The organism is Dyadobacter diqingensis (assembly GCF_024220585.1).
GTDB lineage: Bacteria > Bacteroidota > Bacteroidia > Cytophagales > Spirosomataceae > Dyadobacter > Dyadobacter diqingensis.
The window spans coordinates 698,031-717,682 of record NZ_JAMXKF010000002.1; the positions used below are offsets into that span (position 1 = coordinate 698,031).

General features: G+C 45.3%; 14 protein-coding genes. 10 read left to right on the forward strand and 4 right to left on the reverse strand.

The window, feature by feature from the left end; all coding sequences use genetic code 11:
- The first annotated feature begins 174 nt into the window (after nt 1-174).
- Nucleotides 175-894, forward strand: coding sequence for an NUDIX hydrolase (locus tag M1L62_RS08410; protein ID WP_254412588.1), 720 nt, complete (start codon nt 175-177; stop codon nt 892-894).
- A gap of 20 nt (nt 895-914) precedes the next feature.
- Here M1L62_RS08410 and M1L62_RS08415 read toward each other — a convergent pair whose 3' ends face one another.
- The gene (locus tag M1L62_RS08415) at nt 915-1,943 is read right to left on the reverse strand and encodes a GntR family transcriptional regulator (RefSeq protein WP_254412589.1); all 1,029 of its coding nucleotides are present in this window, start codon (nt 1,941-1,943) and stop codon (nt 915-917) included.
- Nucleotides 1,944-2,096: 153 nt separating this feature from the next.
- Between M1L62_RS08415 and M1L62_RS08420 the strand changes: the two genes are divergently transcribed.
- From M1L62_RS08420 to M1L62_RS08430, 3 genes are all read left to right on the forward strand, one after another.
- The gene (locus tag M1L62_RS08420) at nt 2,097-5,138 is read left to right on the forward strand and encodes a SusC/RagA family TonB-linked outer membrane protein (RefSeq protein ID WP_254412590.1); all 3,042 of its coding nucleotides are present in this window, start codon (nt 2,097-2,099) and stop codon (nt 5,136-5,138) included.
- Between the two features lie 18 nt (nt 5,139-5,156).
- Nucleotides 5,157-6,650 carry a RagB/SusD family nutrient uptake outer membrane protein gene (locus M1L62_RS08425; protein ID WP_254412591.1) on the forward strand — a complete coding sequence of 498 codons (1,494 nt, stop codon included), beginning with the start codon at nt 5,157-5,159 and terminating at the stop codon, nt 6,648-6,650.
- A 90-nt stretch (nt 6,651-6,740) separates the two neighbouring features.
- Entirely contained in the window at nt 6,741-8,393 is a 1,653-nt protein-coding gene (locus M1L62_RS08430; RefSeq protein WP_254412592.1) for an alpha-L-rhamnosidase-related protein, read from the forward strand.
- A 98-nt stretch (nt 8,394-8,491) separates the two neighbouring features.
- Here the strand turns inward: M1L62_RS08430 and M1L62_RS08435 are convergent, their stop codons facing one another.
- The 3 genes from M1L62_RS08435 to M1L62_RS08445 form a co-directional block, all read right to left on the reverse strand.
- Nucleotides 8,492-10,954 carry a TonB-dependent receptor domain-containing protein gene (locus tag M1L62_RS08435; protein ID WP_254412593.1) on the reverse strand — a complete coding sequence of 821 codons (2,463 nt, stop codon included), beginning with the start codon at nt 10,952-10,954 and terminating at the stop codon, nt 8,492-8,494.
- Nucleotides 10,955-11,053: 99 nt separating this feature from the next.
- Complete coding sequence (locus tag M1L62_RS08440; protein ID WP_254412594.1) at nt 11,054-11,812, reverse strand: AraC family transcriptional regulator; 759 nt, start codon at nt 11,810-11,812, stop codon at nt 11,054-11,056.
- A 147-nt stretch (nt 11,813-11,959) separates the two neighbouring features.
- Nucleotides 11,960-12,982: a redoxin domain-containing protein gene (locus M1L62_RS08445; protein WP_254412595.1), complete on the reverse strand. Its 1,023-nt coding sequence runs from the start codon at nt 12,980-12,982 to the stop codon at nt 11,960-11,962.
- Between the two features lie 236 nt (nt 12,983-13,218).
- Here M1L62_RS08445 and M1L62_RS08450 point away from each other — a divergent pair, with 236 nt between their 5' ends.
- The 6 genes from M1L62_RS08450 to M1L62_RS08475 all read left to right on the forward strand — a co-directional run bounded on the left by M1L62_RS08450 (nt 13,219) and on the right by M1L62_RS08475 (nt 19,529).
- Entirely contained in the window at nt 13,219-13,656 is a 438-nt protein-coding gene (locus M1L62_RS08450) for a hypothetical protein (RefSeq protein ID WP_254412596.1), read from the forward strand.
- A gap of 84 nt (nt 13,657-13,740) precedes the next feature.
- Nucleotides 13,741-14,280, forward strand: coding sequence for a carboxymuconolactone decarboxylase family protein (locus M1L62_RS08455; protein WP_254412597.1), 540 nt, complete (start codon nt 13,741-13,743; stop codon nt 14,278-14,280).
- Nucleotides 14,281-14,283: 3 nt separating this feature from the next.
- Nucleotides 14,284-15,084 (forward strand): mycofactocin-coupled SDR family oxidoreductase, encoded by an 801-nt coding sequence (locus M1L62_RS08460; RefSeq protein ID WP_254412598.1) that lies wholly within the window; start codon nt 14,284-14,286, stop codon nt 15,082-15,084.
- Nucleotides 15,085-15,086: 2 nt separating this feature from the next.
- Nucleotides 15,087-16,406 (forward strand): APC family permease, encoded by a 1,320-nt coding sequence (locus M1L62_RS08465; RefSeq protein ID WP_254412599.1) that lies wholly within the window; start codon nt 15,087-15,089, stop codon nt 16,404-16,406.
- 42 nt (nt 16,407-16,448) lie between these two features.
- Nucleotides 16,449-17,336, forward strand: coding sequence for a PhzF family protein (locus tag M1L62_RS08470; protein ID WP_254412600.1), 888 nt, complete (start codon nt 16,449-16,451; stop codon nt 17,334-17,336).
- Nucleotides 17,337-17,972: 636 nt separating this feature from the next.
- The gene (locus M1L62_RS08475) at nt 17,973-19,529 is read left to right on the forward strand and encodes a sulfatase family protein (RefSeq protein ID WP_254412601.1); all 1,557 of its coding nucleotides are present in this window, start codon (nt 17,973-17,975) and stop codon (nt 19,527-19,529) included.
- Nucleotides 19,530-19,652: the final 123 nt, after the last annotated feature.

A 19,652-nucleotide genomic window follows, 5' to 3' on the forward strand; every position in this document is an offset into this window, starting at 1 on the left:
TAGATTTGAAACAAATGTATGAATTTTATATAGTATATAGACTTTGTAGGGTATAAAAATTTAAAATAAATGCTCAAAACCAGTCAACAACGCAGCATTCGTACAGATGTTTAAATCATTTTTGTTATTTACTAATTTGTATTTTTACATTTGTTATCCATCTAATCTAAATTAATGCGTCAGACAGTTCCCGGTGAAATCAGCAAATATGGTGAAGGTTTTGTAAAAGGTCTTGCCATCGACGCTGTGATTTTTGGTTTCCATAACAACCAGCTAAAAATCCTGATTATCGAGCATGGAGACGCCAATCTGTTTGCTTTGCCTGGCGGATATATTTATGAAAAAGAAGATCTCAACGATGCAGCCAAAAGGATTTTAGCCTCAAAAACCGGACTGGATGGTATCTTTTTGGATCAGTTTCATATTTTCGGTAATTACGACCGTAACAATCCCGAAACCATCAAAGTCATCATGCAGGGCCAGGGAATTCCGCCGGATCCCGACCACTGGATTCTGGGCCGTTTCTTTTCTGTGGGTTTTTATGCACTGGTTGATTTCACCAAGGCCATTCCCAGGACTGATGCACTTTCGGACAGCTGTACCTGGTATGATATCAATGACCTCCCGCCGCTGATTCTCGACCACAAACAAATTGCTGATAAAGCGCTGGAAGTCCTGCGGGAAAACCTGGATAAGAAAATCGGGTTCAATCTTTTGCCGGAAACTTTTACGATGGCTACGTTAAAAAATCTCTATGAAACCATACTCGGTGTACCGCTGCTCAGATCGAACTTCCAGCGTAAAATTCTGAGTCTGGACATTCTCGAACGGGCCGAAGATCCCGTTAAGTATGCCCATAAGGCGCCTTTTTTGTACAAATTCCGGAGAACATAATTCTTTTTTACAATTTTGGTTTACAAGGAATTACGGATATGGACCGTGAAAGGTGCTGCGCAACGCTCCCTTTTATTGTTCAAAGCAAGATCAGCCGTCTTTTTGCCAATAAATTCGAAATCAGTTGAAATGGTGGTAAGGCCGTTTAAGATCAGTTTTTTGATGGCCGTTTCGTTGTAAGAAATAATACCCACGTCACGGCCTATCTTTAAATTGAGATCAAGAATTTTTTCGATCAGACTTACCAGATCATCTTCCATCAGGTTAATGTAAACCGTGCCAGGGCAGATTGTTTCACTTTTCAAACACCGCACCAGCTCGAATCTGAAATTATAATCATTACAAAAAGCCTCAAAACCTTCAACAATTTCCCCGGAATGATAAGTCGCTTGGGGAAATATGAGTTTGATCGTGTGATACTGGCTCAGTCTTTCCAAAAGATTGGATAAGGCATTGTAAATATCGCTTTTAAAATCTTCATACACCGCCCCGAAAATTCCAGTGACAGCGGGGAGGAGTTTATCGACGAGGATCAGCTTGTCCTTCGGTATCAGATTGACTATTTCATGAGCTTTGTCAGCATTTTCCATGAAATGCGGAACAATGATAAATTTAGAATAATCACTGCCCAGTTTTTCCGTAACGATTTTTTTAAACAACGTGTAATCATTGTTGTATACATAAAAATCGATGGTTGCCTGTTGCCCCAGGTGAAAAACCAGACTGTCATAGATAATCTTTTTATGACTGCTCAGCTTATTGAAAAGAAGCAGAATTTTAAAGTTTTTCTGAAAATCCGTATTGACGATATACACCCCTTTGCCCGGAACCGAACCGGCGATCCCGATTTTTTTAAGCTCGTTGTAAACCCGTTCAATCGTATTTCTTGAAATGTCCAGGTCATAACTCAAACTATTGATCGAGGGCAGCAAATCGCCCTTCCGGATCGCCCCGTTTTCTATACCCGACATAAATCCATTCATCAGCTGAACATATTTAGGCGTGATACTAAAAGCATCCAGCGACAGCAAAGGGAGGTAGTTTTTCATGTAAAAATATAATTCAAAGTAGAAATCAGCTCAGGACAGATAGGGACAGTTGATAAATGGTAATAATTTACATTTGTCTCACTTTGATACAAAGTAAATAAAAATTATAAACAAGGAAAGAAAAACAATCTTACTTAACACGATTATGTTTTTATGAAAACAAACATTTACGGGACTTACAATTGGTTCTTAACACTGGTGATTGGACTGATTATGTTTGGCGGAGGCGATTTGCTGGCGCAAACACAGATTTCAGGAACCATCCGGGATGAAAAAAACACACCCATGCCCGGGGCTACGATTACGGTAAAAGGGACCACACATGGTGTCTCAACTGATGCGAACGGAGCATTCTCATTGTCGGCCAGTGCCGATGCAATCCTGTCGGTTTCATTCATTGGGTATTCGCCAAAGGAAATACCGGTAGAAGGCCGGACTAAAATTGATGTGCAGCTTGAAGTACTATCTCAAACCCTGAGTGACGTTATTGTAGTAGCGTATGGCTCTCAGAGCAAACGGAATATTACCGGGGCCGTACAAACCATCAATCAAAAAGAGCTCAACGACCTCCCTGCCGCCCAGCTTACCCAAAAATTGCAGGGAAAAATGGCCGGAGTCCAGATTAACCAGACCACCGGAATTCCCGGCCAGGGCATGTCGGTAAGGGTCCGGGGACAGGCGTCTATATCAGCCGGAAGTGACCCGCTTTATGTGGTGGACGGCTTCCCGATCACGGGTAATATCGCAAACATCAATCCGGACGAAATTGAAAACATCTCGGTTTTAAAGGACGCCTCTTCCACGTCGCTTTACGGTTCAAGAGCTGCCAACGGTGTTGTGATCGTGACGACAAAAAGAGCAAAAGCAGGCACTTCAACCATCAGCGTTAGCGCTTACACAGGTATTCAGCAGCTTCCTGAGAAAGGACGGCCGGATATGATGAACGCCTCCGAATTCGCACAATTTAAAAAGGAGGTTGCGCTGGAAAATGGTCAGACGGTTCCGGACATGTTCCAAAATCCGCAGCAATATGGTGCCGGCACCAACTGGTACGATGCGGTAACACGCCAGGCCACGATCCAGAATTATTCCGTGTCTTTTAACAGCAGCAAGGACAAATTCAGCACCTCCGTCGTTGCCGGTTATTTTAAGCAGAACGGTGTACTTTTAAACTCGGATTACAGCCGGTACTCGCTGCGTATCAATACCGATTACAAGTTTAACGACCGGGTTAAAATCGGGTTCAATGCCGCGCCTACTTTTACGGACAATCATACGCCGCAAAGCGACGGGATATGGTACAACACGCCCAGCATTGTACAGTCGGCCATTTTAACCTCTCCCCTGGCCCCCTTTAAAAATGCAGACGGATCCATTCCGCTGACGACGAACGGTTATGGCTCTGCGGATGCTCCCAACTGGTACAACCAGATTCAGGTGGTTAAAAATACGTCAAGAAACAGCGGGCTTCTCGCCAATGGATTTATTGAAGTTGAACCTGTGAACAACCTCGTCTATAAATCGGGCATCAATATCGATCTTGGAAATTCCGTATCGGATTATTTTTACCCGTCAACGGCCGGAAGCGTTTTTAACGCACCCAACGAAGCTGACGCGTCGCGTATCAATGCCTCACACGGCAACGCACTGGCTTATTCCTGGTTATGGGAAAACACTTTGTCTTTTCAGAAAACGATCGGCGAGCACCAGTTCGACCTACTTGGTGGGTACACATCCCAAACGGCACATGCCCAGACGGGCTTATTTACTGCTACCGGTTTCCCCGACAATAAAATTCAGACTCTGAACGCTGCAAAAACGATAACGGGAACTACTGATATTCAAAGCTGGACCTTACTATCATTCGTAGGGCGGGTCAACTACAACTTCAAGCAGCGCTACATACTTTCTGCTGCCATCAGGAGGGACGGTTCCTCCAAATTTGGCGTCGATAAAAGATGGGGAAATTTCCCTTCGGTATCAGCGGGATGGGTCGTTTCAGACGAATCCTTTATGTCGGGAATACGACCTGTGTCATTTCTTAAATTAAGAGCCAGTTATGGTGTGATCGGTAACAATAACGTCGGAAATTACACGCAGTATGCAAGTGTCGTTGCTACGAATAACCCCGTAGGCAACCAGAACCTTTCCGGTAAAAGTATCGCCGGGTTGAACAATACAAGACTTGGATGGGAAAATACGAAGGAACTGGATTTTGGCGTCGACATTCATTTCTTCAACAACCGGTTAAAATTCGGCTATGATTATTACCATAAAACGACCGATGACCTGCTTTACACAGTCGACATTCCAATCTCTTCCGGGTTTTTCAACTATGCCACCAACATTGGCAAACTGGCCTTCTGGGGTCATGAGGTTACACTGAGTTCGCAGAATCTGGCCGGAAATTTATCGTGGAATACCGACTTTAATATTTCCTTCAATAAAAACAAGGCCCTGGCTTTGGGTACTGCCAATGCGGCTATTTTCGGAGACAATACCATTACCGAAGTCGGTAAACCGCTCGGGCAGTTATATACCCTCGTGTGGGAAGGAGTGTACAAAAATCAGGCAGATTTTGACCAGTCGCCCAAATATGCCGACGCAGAAGTGGGTACCGTAAAATTCAAAGACGTTAACGGAGACGGTGTTGTGACCAATGATGACCGCGATAAGGCCGTTGTCGGAAACAGCGCCCCAAAGGCGATTTTCGGGATTACGAACTCCTTTGCATACCGCAAATTTGACTTATCCATTGTAGGATCAGGCGCGCTGGGAAACAAGATCATCAATGTGAGCGAGCGTTTTACAACCAATCTCGACGGCACTTTTAATGTTTTGAAAGGAGTTTCCCGCCGCTGGCGTTCCGAAGAAAATCCGGGTGACGGTATCTATGGCAAATCAAAGGCCAATACCACGTCCTACGAACGCGACTGGGCCAGTTCGAAATTTGTGTACAGTGCCAATTATTTTACCATCAAAAATATCACACTTGGTTACCGGGTTGGTTTGAAAGAGAATAAATACATCCATGGATTGCGTGTATATGCCAGCGTTCAACAGGCCTTTGTCTTCACAAAATATCCCGGCGGTAACCCGGAAGTATCAGCTGCCGGGGGATTGTTTTCCGGAAGCGATTACACCACGTATCCCGTTCCGAGAACATTCACTTTGGGCGTAAATTTTAATCTGTAACCGTTAAAAATCAAGACGATGAAATTGAAGGCACTCATACTTTTTGCAATACTTTCGTCCTGCAAAAACGACTTTTTAGACAAAGCTCCCGAAACTGTCGTGCCCGCGGCGGAATTTTACAAGACCGAATCCGATTTTCAGCAAGCCATTGTTGGCCTCTATAACCCTTTGCGAGCACTGTATGGCACCGGACTCGCGGACGTAGGCGCCTGGGCCATGGGCGAAATGCGGTCCGACAATACCACGTTCAGCTTCAATGCCGCCAACCGGGGTTATGCGGACAGAGAATATGTAGACCTTTTTACGGATGACGCCAACAGCGGCACCACATCCAATAAATATAACAGCAATTACATCATTATCGGGCGGGCCAATCAGGTGCTAAAAACCATCGACGCGGCTACTTTTGATGAAAAACAAAAGAACAATTTCAAAGGACAAGCCTTGTTTTTAAGGGCATTCTGTTACTTTGATCTGGTGCAATATTTCGGAGACGTCCCCTTGGCGCTTGAACCAGCCACAAGTTTCGAACAGACTGCACTGCCCCGGACTCCCAGGGAAGATGTTTACAAACAAATCATCGCGGACGCAACGCTGGCAGCCTCGCTTTTGCCCGCAGCATCGGCGCAGACCAAGGGTTACGTCGCGAACGGAGCAGCCTACGCCCTGCTGGGCAACGTGCATCTGGTTCTTAAACAATGGGAAAATGCAGAATCCGCATTAACGAAAATCACCGGATATTCTCTGTTGCCCGACTACGCTTCGGTATTTGATCCCAACAACAAAAATAATGCCGAGTCGCTGTTTGAGGTGCAATACCTGGATGAACCCACGGCTGCCGCAGCCAGTAATTTCGGGTATAACTTTCTTCCTATTCTGGCCGATCCCGGTGTGATTTCCGGTTTCCCGTCCGGAAACTCAAATAGTTATGCAGGATGGAACACGCCAACGCCTGACCTCATCAACAGTTATGAGGCGGCGGATAAAAGAAAAGCCGCGTCGATCGGGTTTTACACAGGCGAAGGATACGTCAACCGCCCTTATGCCAAAAAATTTGTGCACGGGGCAAAAATAGCGCCCAATACAAATGACAACTGGCCCGTTTACCGTTATGCAGAAGTGCTGCTGATGCTTGCAGAAGCTCAGAACGAACAGGCAAAACCATCTGCATTAACCAGCCTGAACGCCGTACACGCCCACCCCAGAACCGGGCTTTCACCCATCACAACCACTGCCCAGACTGAACTTCGGGAGCAGATTTTGAAAGAGCGTCAGATTGAGCTGGCATTCGAAAACAAAAGATGGCCGGACCTGGTCAGGACCGGGAAAGCCGTGGCCGTGATGACTGCTCAGGGAAATAAAATAAAAGCCAATCCCCAGGCCTACTATTATCCTGCGGGCATATCACCAGTGGCAGCTTCCTACAATGTATCTGAAACCAAACTTTTATTTCCTATCCCTCAACGGGAAATAAGATTGAATCCGCTTTTAAAACAAAATCCAGGGTATTGAGCCACATCGCTGCTGAATTGAGGCTTTCAGTTCAGTAGCTTTTTTTAATCCGCTATAACCAGTCCAGTTTCCTATTATTCCGTTGATGTAATGAATACTTTCTTCAAAAAAAATCAGTTTTTTGCCTGGTTTCTCCTGTTATCGTTTTTACCAAAAACCGGCAGTTGCCAGGATGTGTATGCGCCATGGAGGCAACAATGGCTGAAACTCGCCGATGAATTAAAACCGGCCCTTACGGAAACCATTGAAACACCAGAACGCATGGTCAACATTATAACAGACCAAAATGCATTTCAGGGCTGGAAAACCGTTCCCGCCAGTTCGCTAACAGATTTGTACGCGACTTCCTTCAAAACCCAAAAAACTGTCACACTGGATTTTGGAAAACACATCACCGGATACTTTTCTTTCAATGTCGCCACGTTAAAGGGAACGCCGGATGCGCCGCTGAAATTCAAACTGACATTCGGAGAGGTTCCGTCGGAAATCGAAACGCCGTATGATCCTTACAAAGGCGATTTGAGCAGGGCATGGCTGCAAGACGAATATATCACTGTGATGGATATCCCATCGCTCGTAACCATATCCCGGAGAATGGCATTTCGTTATGTCAAAATAGAGTTGCTTGGGAGCTCACAGTATTTTGATTTCAAAATTGAAAACCTGCGTTGCAGAGCCGTATCCTCTGTCAAAACAAAACCGTCAGCCTTACAGCCGAACGCGCATGACATGATTAAAAAAATTGACAGCGTGGGCCTGAATACCTTAAAAGAGTGTATGCAAACGGTTTATGAAGATGGCCCCAAACGTGACCGGCGGTTATGGATCGGCGATCTGTATCTGGAATCTCTGGCAAACAGCTACTCATTCAAAAATCACGATCTTACCAAAAGGTGCCAGTATTTACTGGCGGGTTTGAGCGACAAAAACGGATATCTGGTCGGTACGGTATTCGAAACTCCGGAGCCGCACCCACAGGCTGGACAACATCTGCTGGATTATTCTTTTCTTTACAATGTCACCTTAAAAGAGTACCTGACAGCCACCAACGACTACCAGACCGCGAACAGTTTATGGCCCGTAGCGAAAGTCCAGGCCGAGATTGCCAAAAGTTATATCCTGCCAAACGGGCTCATGGATTTTGAAAAGGCTAAAAAAGAATGGTGGCTGTTTTTTGACTGGAAAGAAGAGCTTGACAAATCAACCGCGTTGCAGGGACTGACCATTTACACACTTAAACAAACCTATGAACTCGCGAAACTCTTAAAAAAGGAGCACGAACTGAAAGAACTTCCGGAGCTGATCCGGAAAATGAGCCAGGCCGCCAGAACAAATTTATACGACAGCAAACTTGGCCTTTTTACAAGCGGCAGCAAAAAACAGGTTTCATATGCCTCCCAGATATGGATGGTGCTGGCAAATGTCACCAGCCCCGCGGAAGCCAAACTGGCGCTAAGAAATATCACCAGTCATAAGGAAGCGGTGATTCCCGGCGCGCCCTATCTTTACCACTTTTTTATCTCGGCGCTGATTGAAAGCGGCTTGAAAACCGAAGCCAAGGAGGCTTTGATCAACTATTGGGGTGGTATGGTAAAAAAAGGTGCCGATACATTCTGGGAAGTGTATGACCCCAATGATGCGTACCTATCTCCCTACCATTTTTTCCCGATCAATAGTTATTGCCACGCATGGAGCTGCACACCGGTTTATTTCATCCGGAAATATCCTGATATTTTTCAGTAACAGGGTTTATCAATAACGGCCTCTGATAGTTTATTGCCGATTACGGCCTTAAATTATCGGAGGTTTTTTGCAATTAACTCAGGTATGTAACGAGAAATTTAAAACTCTCTTTCGCCAAATTCACTTGCCGGCAATTTGGATTTTTTGGTAGTCTGGTTCAGGTTATAACTTAGGCTCAGGAGAAAAATATCCGTTTCCTGAATGTAATTTGTCGTCGTAAAAAAATCCTTTCCAAATGTTGTAATCCTTTGTCTATTGCTGCCCAAAAGGCCCAGATCTATGTTTTGCCATTGAAGTGTTGCGGCCAGTTTTCCTTTTAAAAAAGTTTTTTTAGCAGAAGCACCCGGGGTAATTAAACGTGAATCCTCACCCTGTGCCGTAACCCTTTTTGAAAGATAATTCAGCGCCCATTGAAGCTGAAAGGTAGGAGAAAGCCGGAAGGTGGTATTGGCATTGATCGAATAAACCAGGCTGGAAGTGTTAACCTTCACCTGATCCGCGAAAAGGGCCCCTTTAATTTTATAATGGTAAATATTTCCCCCGGCATAGAGTTGCCACCATCGGGTCGGGTTCAGGGTGGTTCCGGTTTCCAGGCCCCAGGAGGTTGCCAGGCCGGCGTTTGTATAAATCCGGTTTAGGATTGTGTCATTGTAAACACTGTTCACCCGGTTCACCACATTTTTGATACGCTGATTGTAAATCGTTGCAAAAACGCTTCCCTTTTCAAAATCCCTGACCGCTCCAAGTTCTGTCAGATCAATAAATTCGGGTAAAATATCCGGGTCACCCGACTCCAGTGTCTCCGAATGTTCCCGCTCAGGAAAAGGATTCAGCTCATTGTTGGTCGAACGTTGTACGCGTTTGTTATATCCCACCCTGGCCCTGAATGAGATACTAAACTGATATTGTAAATTGACCGATGGAAAGATATTAGACAAATTAAGGTTTCGGATATTTTGCGCACCGGCTGCAAATGCCCGGGTGGCATACTCGTAACGTAATCCCCCGGTGTATTCCAGCTTGCCGGACTTCGCCCCATATTGCCCGTAAAACGAATGGATGTGGTTAACGACTTTGGTGACATTGCTGAACTCCGGAACAATAAGAAACGCACCGCTTTCAAGATCGAGATTCTGGTATTGAAAACTTCCTTTTTGAACCTGATTTCTGTATTGATAACCTGTTTCCAGTTTACCGCCGCCCATTTGGGTTGTATAATCTGCCCTGAACCTGTAAGCCGTTAAGGGATTTTCACTCGGGTTACGGGTGCTTTGCAAGATCACCTCTCTCCCCGGTTCCCGGAGATTCTGATTGGTCGTCAGCCCATTCATACCCGCCCTTTCAATAAGGCCAGAAACGGCAATGAACGATTTGTTGATAAATGTATGCGTATAATCCAGGTTCCCGAGTGTTATGCCGCCGGATTTACGGGCAATATTTGAATTGAAATAAGTGATTCTACTGATCACTTCGCCCGTGGCCAGGTCGGTTTTTGTATTATTGTAAACAATGTCCGCCCGGCGCGATTGCGAGCGATAACCCCTGTAAAATCCAGCCGAGAAAACATTCCTGACGTTTGGTGTGAAAGAAACCGCACTTCTCACCGTGTAGTTATACCGGGTAAAACTTCTTTCACCGCTAGACGGAAATGAGGTGCGAACATCGTCGCGTGTGGTGTTGGCATCTCCTACTCTTCTGCCAGCGATGTCATTCCGCAGATAATTGACACTCAGATTAAAATCCCATTGATCCGAACGAAGGTTAAATGTCAGGTCCGCGCCGTATCGTGAAGGATTATGAAGATTATTGTAACGGTAAACTGCAGGTAGCCCGCCCTGAATATTGGCGGTAAGAGACCGGCTCCCCGCAACTGCCGTTTTGGTAGTGATGTTGATAATACCCGCTTTCCCATCCGGGTCAAAACGTGCCGACGGTGCTGTGATCACCTCAACATTTTCAATCGTATTGGCAGGTATCTGATTGAGTATAACTGCCGGATCCGCCTGCACGGGCTTTCCATTAAGCAATACCAAAAATCCGGACGAGCCACGTAAACGAATATCTCCTTCACTGTTTACCGTCACGGAGGGCGTGTTTTTAAGCACATCAACAGCCGTTCCTCCCTGACTACCGAGAAACTTCTCTGCCCGGTACACCTGACGGTCAATTTTGTGTTCTACCATCTGCCGTCCGGTCGTTACGTTCAACGCATCGAGTGTCCTCGGATCAGGTGCCATGGCAACAGCCTCCAGGTTAATGGAAGTACGTTCGGAGGTAAAATCCGGCACGCCAACAACCGATTTGCCGTACCCGATGTATTGCGTTTGAATATAATATCGTCCAAAAGCGACGTTCTCAAATTTATAACTGCCATGCTCATTCGTCAATATGCCTCCTGCCAAAGTCGAGTCCTGGCTTTTAAAAAGGGCAACTGAACAATGGGCAAGCGCCTGTCCGGTTTCTTTATCGACTATCTTGCCGGTCAGGACGAAACTACTTTGCGCCTGAACCGGCATTACAAAAAGGGATAAGAAAAATACTGTAAAAACTGCTATCTTCATCTTGAGTAAATTGCCTGTTTGTATTAGTACAACAGCATGGCAAATTTAAATCCTACAAAAACAGTAGACTTTGTACATCTCTTCCGATTTCTGGTACATTCAGGAAATTCCTTTGCGGTAAACACCCGGTAACACGCCGGTCTGACGCCTGAAAAATTTATTAAAGTGTGATGAATCCGAAAAACCGAGCTCGAAGGCAATCTCGGTCAGGTTTTTAGGGGAATATAAGAGCAGTTTTTTTGATTCTGCGGTCAGTTTTTCGTTGATTACCGCCCCGGTTGTCTTCCCCAAATGTTTTTTACAGGTGGTATTCAGCGTCTTCGATGTTGTATTTAACCGGTCAGCATAAAATCCCGTCTCATGATTCGCCCTGAATTCCGCATCCAGCATGGCAAAGAAATTTTTGAGCAGCGCCGGATTGGGATTTGCCTGCTCCGATTTGATCTGACGTTTGAGGAGATTGAAGAGAAGCAGCAGATAGGTCTGGATCACTGCCTCGTAATTGGTTTCCCCATGAACATACTCCTTTTCGATATTCCTGAAAATATCAGCGAATATTCCTTCTGTCTCGGCGAGTTGAAAAATATTAGGAAAAGACAGTGGGAAAGCCTGGAACAACGTGTCATAAAGCGGATGATCGAGCAAAAAATCTTTCTGGATCATCACCACATACCCTTTCGGAATCTCGGTGAGCGCCCAACTGTGAATCTGCCCGGGCATCACGAGGTACAGACTGTGAGGGCTAACAGAAAACCGGTTAAAGTCAATCTGATGGATCCCCGCACCTTCTTCCAGGTAAATGATTTCAAGATATTCCTTGTGACCGTGCGGGTTGGTCGTTTTAATCACCTCTTTCATTCTCTTTATTCTAAAGAGCTCCTTTACGTTAAGTTTATTCTTGATCGGAATTTCCATCAGTACTATTTAAAACAACCTCTGTTAAACGGAAAAATACCTTAATTTTTCAATTAAGGTATTTTGTATGAATTAAATCGACTCTATGAGTCATTTAGAACTTTTCAAAACGGACCCGGACTGCCCACCCAACAATTCTTCAAGCTTTTTATGCAGCTCCTCTCCTTTCAGGTTTTTGCCAATGATTTTTCCGGATGGGTCTAAAAGAAAGTTGGCGGGAATTGCCCTGACGCCATAAAGTGCCGCAGGTTCGCTGTGCCAATATTTCAGATCCGAAACCTGCGTCCACACAAGGCTATCTTTTTCGATTGCTTTCAGCCAGTGTTCCTTATTCTTATCCAGTGAGACGCCATACACCTCAAATCCTTTGTCCTTGTACTTTTGATAAGCATTTACCAGATTGGGATTCTCTTTACGGCAAGGCCCGCACCAGGCGGCCCAAAAATCGATCAGCAGATATTTACCAAAATGATCGGAAAGTTTTACGGGTTTTCCCTCCGGATTACTGGCCGTAAAATCCACCGCCTGTTTGCCTACCGCCACTTTATCCAGGGTCACAACCAACTGTCGGAGCGTTTTTACATAAGGTGTGCCATGCAGCGACGCATCCAGTAAATTGATATTCTGATTAATTTCTTCCGGTGTAAGCCGGTATGAAAAGTTACGGTACAATACATATGCCGATACGATTGACGAAGGATTTGTCTTGATAAATTCATCAATTTTGACATCCCGGCTTTGCTTGTATTTTTCAAACAAATCCTGCCCGGGAGAGCCTGTAACCACGCTATTTTTATAATACGCGGCGGTATCCAGCGTAACTTTAACGGCCTTTGTATTTTCCAGAAAGAGAAACAAGGGCGATTTTTTGTTGTCTACGGTGAGTCCGTAAAGTTCAGGAAGCCTGATCGACGATTTGAAATGAAACTTCCCTTTTTCGATCGCAACGGAATCTATTGTCCGGAAAATTTTCTCCTCAAATTTTTGAAGATAAACAAAACCCGTTGCCACGCCGGGAACTACTCCTTCGATAACAACCGGGGCTGGCTTGGTCTGGGCGAGCAACGTGTTACCCGCAAGAAGCGCTGACAGTAAAAATATTCTTGATTTCACAGCAAAGTCTATTTAAATTATAGATTTAATCGTCAAATGTATTTAAAACCAGAAAGCGAACCAAATTGAATGCAGATATTTCGGGATACCTACCTAAAAAGGCATTCAGACCGCTCTTCTCGCAGAAAATAGCAATCTGAATCATTACTAAAAATAATTATCAGTTTAAATCCATAGACTTTATAGATTATTTTAAGATATTTGATTTTTAACAGCACATTCTAAACAAATCAGATATGATCCGTCGCTACATTCTTTCTGCCCTGCTGCTGACAGCCCTAACCGGCCAGGTTTCCGCCCAGCAAAATAACAACGATCAGACTTTTACAATCGAGGGCTATTACAAAGCCAAGTGGGGGTATGCCGATGAGTTCATTGAATTGTTTAAAAAGAATCACTACCCGCTCCTGAAAAAAGCGCTCGAAAAAGGCGATATCCTATCGATTAAAGCGGAAAAACCACGTCTGCATGCTACGGAGGAAAGTCGTTGGGACTACCGTGTGACCCTGGTTTTTAAGAATATCCAGGCCGCCTTCGACCCTAATTTGACAACGCCCTATAAAAAAGCGCTTTACCCGGACGCCGACAAATTGAAAAAAGAAGAACAGCGCAGGTTTGAAATTTTAGATGGCCACTGGGACGTTCAGGTGCAAACTGTGGAGCTGGATAAATAGCCATATCCAGGGGACACCCGAACGCATCAGAATTTTACTGTAAAGACACCAAAGTTAACAGAACACATAAACAAGCACGTATTCATGCCGAGAATATCGCCACTCGAAACAAGGGAACAATCAACCGAGATCAAAATTGCATTCATTCAGCATAAAACTGTTTACAACAGCAGGATCACCAACATGAAAGCCACGCTGGGACATTCTCCCGTAGCTTTTAATGTATACATGCAGTGGTATCCCCTGTTTGAGGAGGTAAAACGACTGCTCGGTTCCAGACTTGCCACATTATACGCGTGGTCGGTTTCCGAAGCATCAGACTGTCCTTTGTGCAGCACCTATTTCCGAAAGTCTATTATCGAATCGGGAGAAAATCCGGAGGACCTGGTCGTGACCGACGAAGAGCAACAATTGCTGACGTTCGGTGCGGCTATTGCACAGCAAAGAGGCTTTGTGCCGGATGACCTTTACAATCCCGTCCGGACTAACTATTCCGATGAAGAAATTGTCGTTCTGACCGCTTTTGCAGGTATCATGATTGCGACCAATATTTTCAATAACGTCATCCACACGGAAATTGACGACTATCTTACACCATATCTGTCCCAGCACCAGACTGTTTAAAATATGTCGTTAACAGATAAAGTCGCCTTCATTACCGGCGCGGCCCACGGTCAGGGGCGTGCAACTGCACTCGCCCTTGCCAAGGAAGGTGTACATATTGCTGCATTTGACATCGGTCGCCCGCTCTCCTATCCGGGTTATGCACTAGGCTCGGTCGAAGACCTGCATTCTTTGCAGTCGGAGGTGCAGCAAACCGGGGTTAAGTGCCTTGTTTTCCAGGGAGACATAAGAATTGATTCAGACATTAAAACCGCCGTTTATGAAACGATTTCCCAATTTGGCCGTATTGATATTCTCTTTAATAATGCAGGCATATGTGCCTACGGACTGGTTCATGAGCTTCCGGAGGAAGAGTGGGATGCAATGATCGACATCAACCTCAAAGGTGCCTGGCTGGCTGCCCGCCATATCATTCCGGTCATGATTGCGCAAAAATCAGGCAACATTGTCAATAATTCGTCCATCGCCGGCCTCCGGGGAATGAACCGGCTGAGCCACTATGCAGCCTCCAAATGGGGGCTGGTGGGTCTTACCAAGTCATGGGCCATTGAACTGGCTCCTCATAACATCCGGGTAAACTCCATTCACCCGACCGGCGTGAATACCCCGATGAACGATGGACTGGCTGCATTGGAAGGAAAAACACCCCGGGAAATCGCCGAAGCCTCGGCTGGAAACCTGTTGCCCGTACCCTGGATCGAACCGGAAGATGTAGCCCACGCTGTTCTATATCTGGTTTCGGATAAGGCACGTTTCGTCACGGGAAGCCAATTTGTACTGGACGCAGGTCTGTTAACACGTTAAAAATGCCTATCAAACCGCGTCTGAATACCTTCGACCTCACGATGATCGTGATCAGCGTGGTGATTGGTACCGGTATTTTCAGGACGCCGGTCGAAATTGCGCAAAAAGCCGAATTGCCTTCCATTTTTTTCACAGCCTGGATTGCCGGAGCCATCATCAGCCTTTTCGGCGCTCTTACACTGGCAGAGGTTGGTTCCCGTTATCCTGCTGCGGGAGGATTTTACAAGATCTTTTCCCACTGTTATCACCCGGCATTTGCCTTTATGGTGAACTGGATCTCGATCATTGCCAATGCCGGATCCAGTGCCTCAGTGGCTATCATAGGCTCAGCATACATTGCTCCGCTCCTATTTCCCACGCTCGACTCCGAACTGGGCACACGTATCACCACACTCTCGGCGGTTGGTCTTTTGTACGTCATCAATATGCTGGGGATCAAAATGGGTTCACACGCGCTCAATATTTTGATGATCATTAAAATAGCGATGCTTATCTTACTGATCAGTACGGCATTTCTCCCATCTGAATCCGCCACGGAGGTCACCAAAGAGCTTTCCCAGAAAGACAGCTTCAAAGCCTTTTGGCTCTGTTTCGTCCCTATTTTTTTCACCTACGGCGGCTACCACCAGACCATGAACTTCGGACACGATGTTCCCAATGCCAGCAAGGTTATACCAAAATCCATTTTTATTGGCATGGGCGCCGTTCTTGTACTTTACCTTTTTGTCAATTATTCCTATGTGAGAGTTTTAGGTTTTGAAGGCCTGAAAAATTCCCCTGCTTTGGCCGCAGATATGACGGCCCGCATTTTTGGTAATGCCGCGTCAACGGTTGTATCGGTTATCATGTTCCTGGCCGTTTTAGCCTATGTCAATGCCTCGTTGCTCTCCAATCCAAGGGTTTATTATGCCATGGCACAGGAAAATGTGCTTCCCGCAATTTTTAAAACGGTCAATCAAAAGACCCAGACGCAGGAACTCGCGCTTACCGTTTACACAGCCATCATTGTACTGTTTCTTTTCGCTTTATCTTCCTTGCAGAAAATCCTGAGTTATGTAATGTTTTTTGACAGCATAGGTCTTATTGCAGCGTGCTCGGCAGTCTTCATTCTGAGACACAGGGAAAAGCTGAGCGGACAGGAAGACAAGGGCATTTACAGAATGAAACTTTACCCCTGGCTGACTCTCATTTTTATCCTGGGTTATGCCCTTGTGAATTTCAGTGTGATGTATTTCGAACCACAGACGGCATTGATAGGTCTCTTCCTGTTTCTTCTTGGTTTGCCAATGTATTATCTGCTGGTCAGGTTTTTTCGTAAGTAAGGAGTCAGGCTAGCTATCAATTATTTTATTTAAAAATACCGGATGAAAAGTTTAAAATATTATGTCGTTGATGTTTTTACCAGTGAGCGGTATCGCGGTAATCAGCTGGCGGTGGTCCTGACCGATTCGGATCTTGAACTTCCTGCTTATGAGAAGATCGCAAGCGAATTTGGTTACTCAGAAACTTCATTCATTTACTATTCCGAAAAAGACAAAGCCTTAAAAGTACGTTCATTTACCCCAACGGGTTTTGAAGTGAATGGGGCCGGGCATAACCTGTTAGGCGCTGTCTGTCTGGCACTTTTAATCAATCTTGATATTTTTCAGGCACAAGAAAACGAGCGTTTTGTGATCATGAAAGATGAAGTCATCAAACTTTCGGTTCATCACCCGAAAAACCAGCTGCCTTTTGTGGGCATGAGACAAGATCCTGCAACGTTACTCACTAATGTAGACCCGCAAATACTTGCACAGGCATTGAATTTGAAGGAGGAGGATATATTAACGGGTGACCTGGTTCCGGTTGTTGTGAAAACTGAAGTGACCCATTTGATGGTACCGCTCGTCAGTACGGAAGCTTTAAACAACGCGAACCCGGATAAATCTTTACTGATCAGTACCGCCGAAAAGTATGGTTTTGAGGGTGTTTATTGTTTTGCCATCACCAGCCAGCATCCGGATTATTTTGCACAGACCCGATTTTTTAATCCCGGCATCGGTATTGAGGAAGATCCTGCAACCGGCAGTGCCGCCGGCCCACTGGCCGGACTTTTATTTCAAAAAAACCGGATTAAGCAGGACTCCGTTTATCAACTGTTACAAGGCGAGAAAATGAAACGCCCGTCCGTCATTCAGTTCGAAGTAAAAAGTGACAGTATCCGGATCAGCGGCTCGTCGGTTATTGTGATGGAGGGTGTATTGTTTTTGTAATGACCGAGCAATATTTAAAAGCTATTTACAGCAAGGTTACATTCCTGATTCGATACAAATCGCAAAACATAGGAATCAAGCAAATTTTCTTAAAAAAATGATTTCATTCGCCTTTACCTTTCAGTTTATTGACCCATGAAAACGATGTCGCGAATACACCAAAGTGTATCGTCGTTTTAACTCTTCCTTTACCACGGAAGCAAAAGCAAGCCTTTCGCATACAAAACTTCCGGCTTTACACAGCGGTCTTCTTATCCTTCAACACAGCGTTTACCCGAAATAAGCCTTCCTGTCACCCGGGAAGTCCCGCTGTAAGTTCTTACGTAACTGGTTATACGCAGGGTTATCCAGCACGTCAAGTTTGAAAAAAACCTCTTCCTTCTCCATCCAATTTACCGTTAAATAAGTCAAAAAAGTAGTAATAATTCGCCATAAACTTTACTACATAGTTCTACAAAATTTATTAAAATACAACAAAATAATGCTGTTAAATATCAAACAGGACTGTAAAACAAAATTCATTAAAAGTTACGGTTTTGAATAGTAGCATTTTATAAAAGTGTCAGAATAGAATTCTTTTTAATGCCCATAAATACCTCTTAATAAACTGTTTTTAAACCATTAAACACTCAACAAATGCATCAAAAAAAGCTTACCTCCGAAAATTTAAGTTTACCTAAAAAACCCAACCTGCTGTTCATCATAACCGATCAGGACCGAGGAATCATGCATTTTCCTCCGGGCTGGGAAGCACAGCACCTTGTTGCCATGCCGCGTCTGAGGGCCAACGGGATCACTTTCACGAATGCCTTTTGCAGCACCTGCATGTGCTCTCCCAGCCGTGGGACCTTACTTACAGGGATGTACCCGGCCGAGCATGACGTAACTCTGACGTTAACACAGGACATGACTTATTCCGATCAGGAACCTACGCTATCCACCAGCATACAAAATATGGGACGAATGCTGACAGCTGGCGGATACGACGTAAATTATATTGGCAAATGGCATTTGTCAAAAGGGCCAGACGGACGATTTGAAAGTCTGACTCCGGAAGATTTGCAGGCCTATGGCTTTAACGGCTGGACACCGCCGGATGCTGGCGAAGATACTGCACCAGACCATTTTGGAGCCGGGCACGCAAATAATGACCTGAACTATATCAACGAAGCACTTAATTTTCTTTATCAGGTGCAGCGCTCCAATAACGAGGAACCTTTTGCTTTGTTTCTTTCTCTGGTGAACCCGCACGATGTACTGGCCTTTCCGGGCAGCTGGCAGGACGACTTTGCTCCCGAGTTTTTGATCGGTGATATCAAGCTACCTGCCACGGTAGACGAGCAGCTGCATAAAACGCTGAAACCGACAGTCCAGCAAATGCTGGCTCCGTATTTTGCAATTGGCCTCGGTCCGCTCAATACAGAGGAACTGAAACTGCAATATCTGAATTTCTATGGAAACCTGATCGCCCATATGGACACGCAGATCAACACCGTGCTGGATGTCCTTTACCAGGTTTACGACACGGTAACGGGGCGCTCGCTGGCTGATAATACCATTGTGGTACGCACCGCTGATCACGGAGAAATGGGACTGACGCATGGTGGTTTGCGGCAAAAAGCATTCAACATGTACGAAGAAACGCTGAGCGTTCCGCTCGTGATTTCCAACCCTATCCTGTTTCCCAATCCCGAAGTCAGCAGCCAGCTTTTCTCGCTGGTCGATATGATGCCTACTATAAACGGACTCTTAAAACTGGAAAATCCGCTGGATTATACCTTTCGGGGAAGTGATCTTTCACCGGTCATCAAAAATCCGAGGACTGCGCCGGAAATACAGGATTCAATCCTTTTCACGTTTGACGATTTCCGCGCAGGAAACGGTAACAGCATCAACCCGCTGCCTGCTGCTAACCGCATACGTGCGATCCGGGAAAAACGCTGGAAATACGGATATTATTTCTACATCGCCCCGCCTGAACAGGATCCTCCGCAGAGCCACCCGCGGGAATACGAGATGTACGATCTCGAAAACGACCGGCTGGAAGTGAACAACCTTGCCAATAAAGACAATCCGGCATACCATGATCCTTTCATCGCGGCAGAAAGAAAAAGACTTCATACCAAACTATTGCTGCTTGAAAAAGAAAAACTGGGCAGTATCGTCACGGTAGAAAGTAATCAGGCAGGATAATGTTTGCCAGCATAGCGGGCTCTGAAAAGGGCTCGCTATGGTTTTTTAAGGCCTAATGTACCCGTACCTTCTGTTCAAGATCAACTCTGCCCCTGTCCTGTTTTTACTGATAAACCTGTCAAT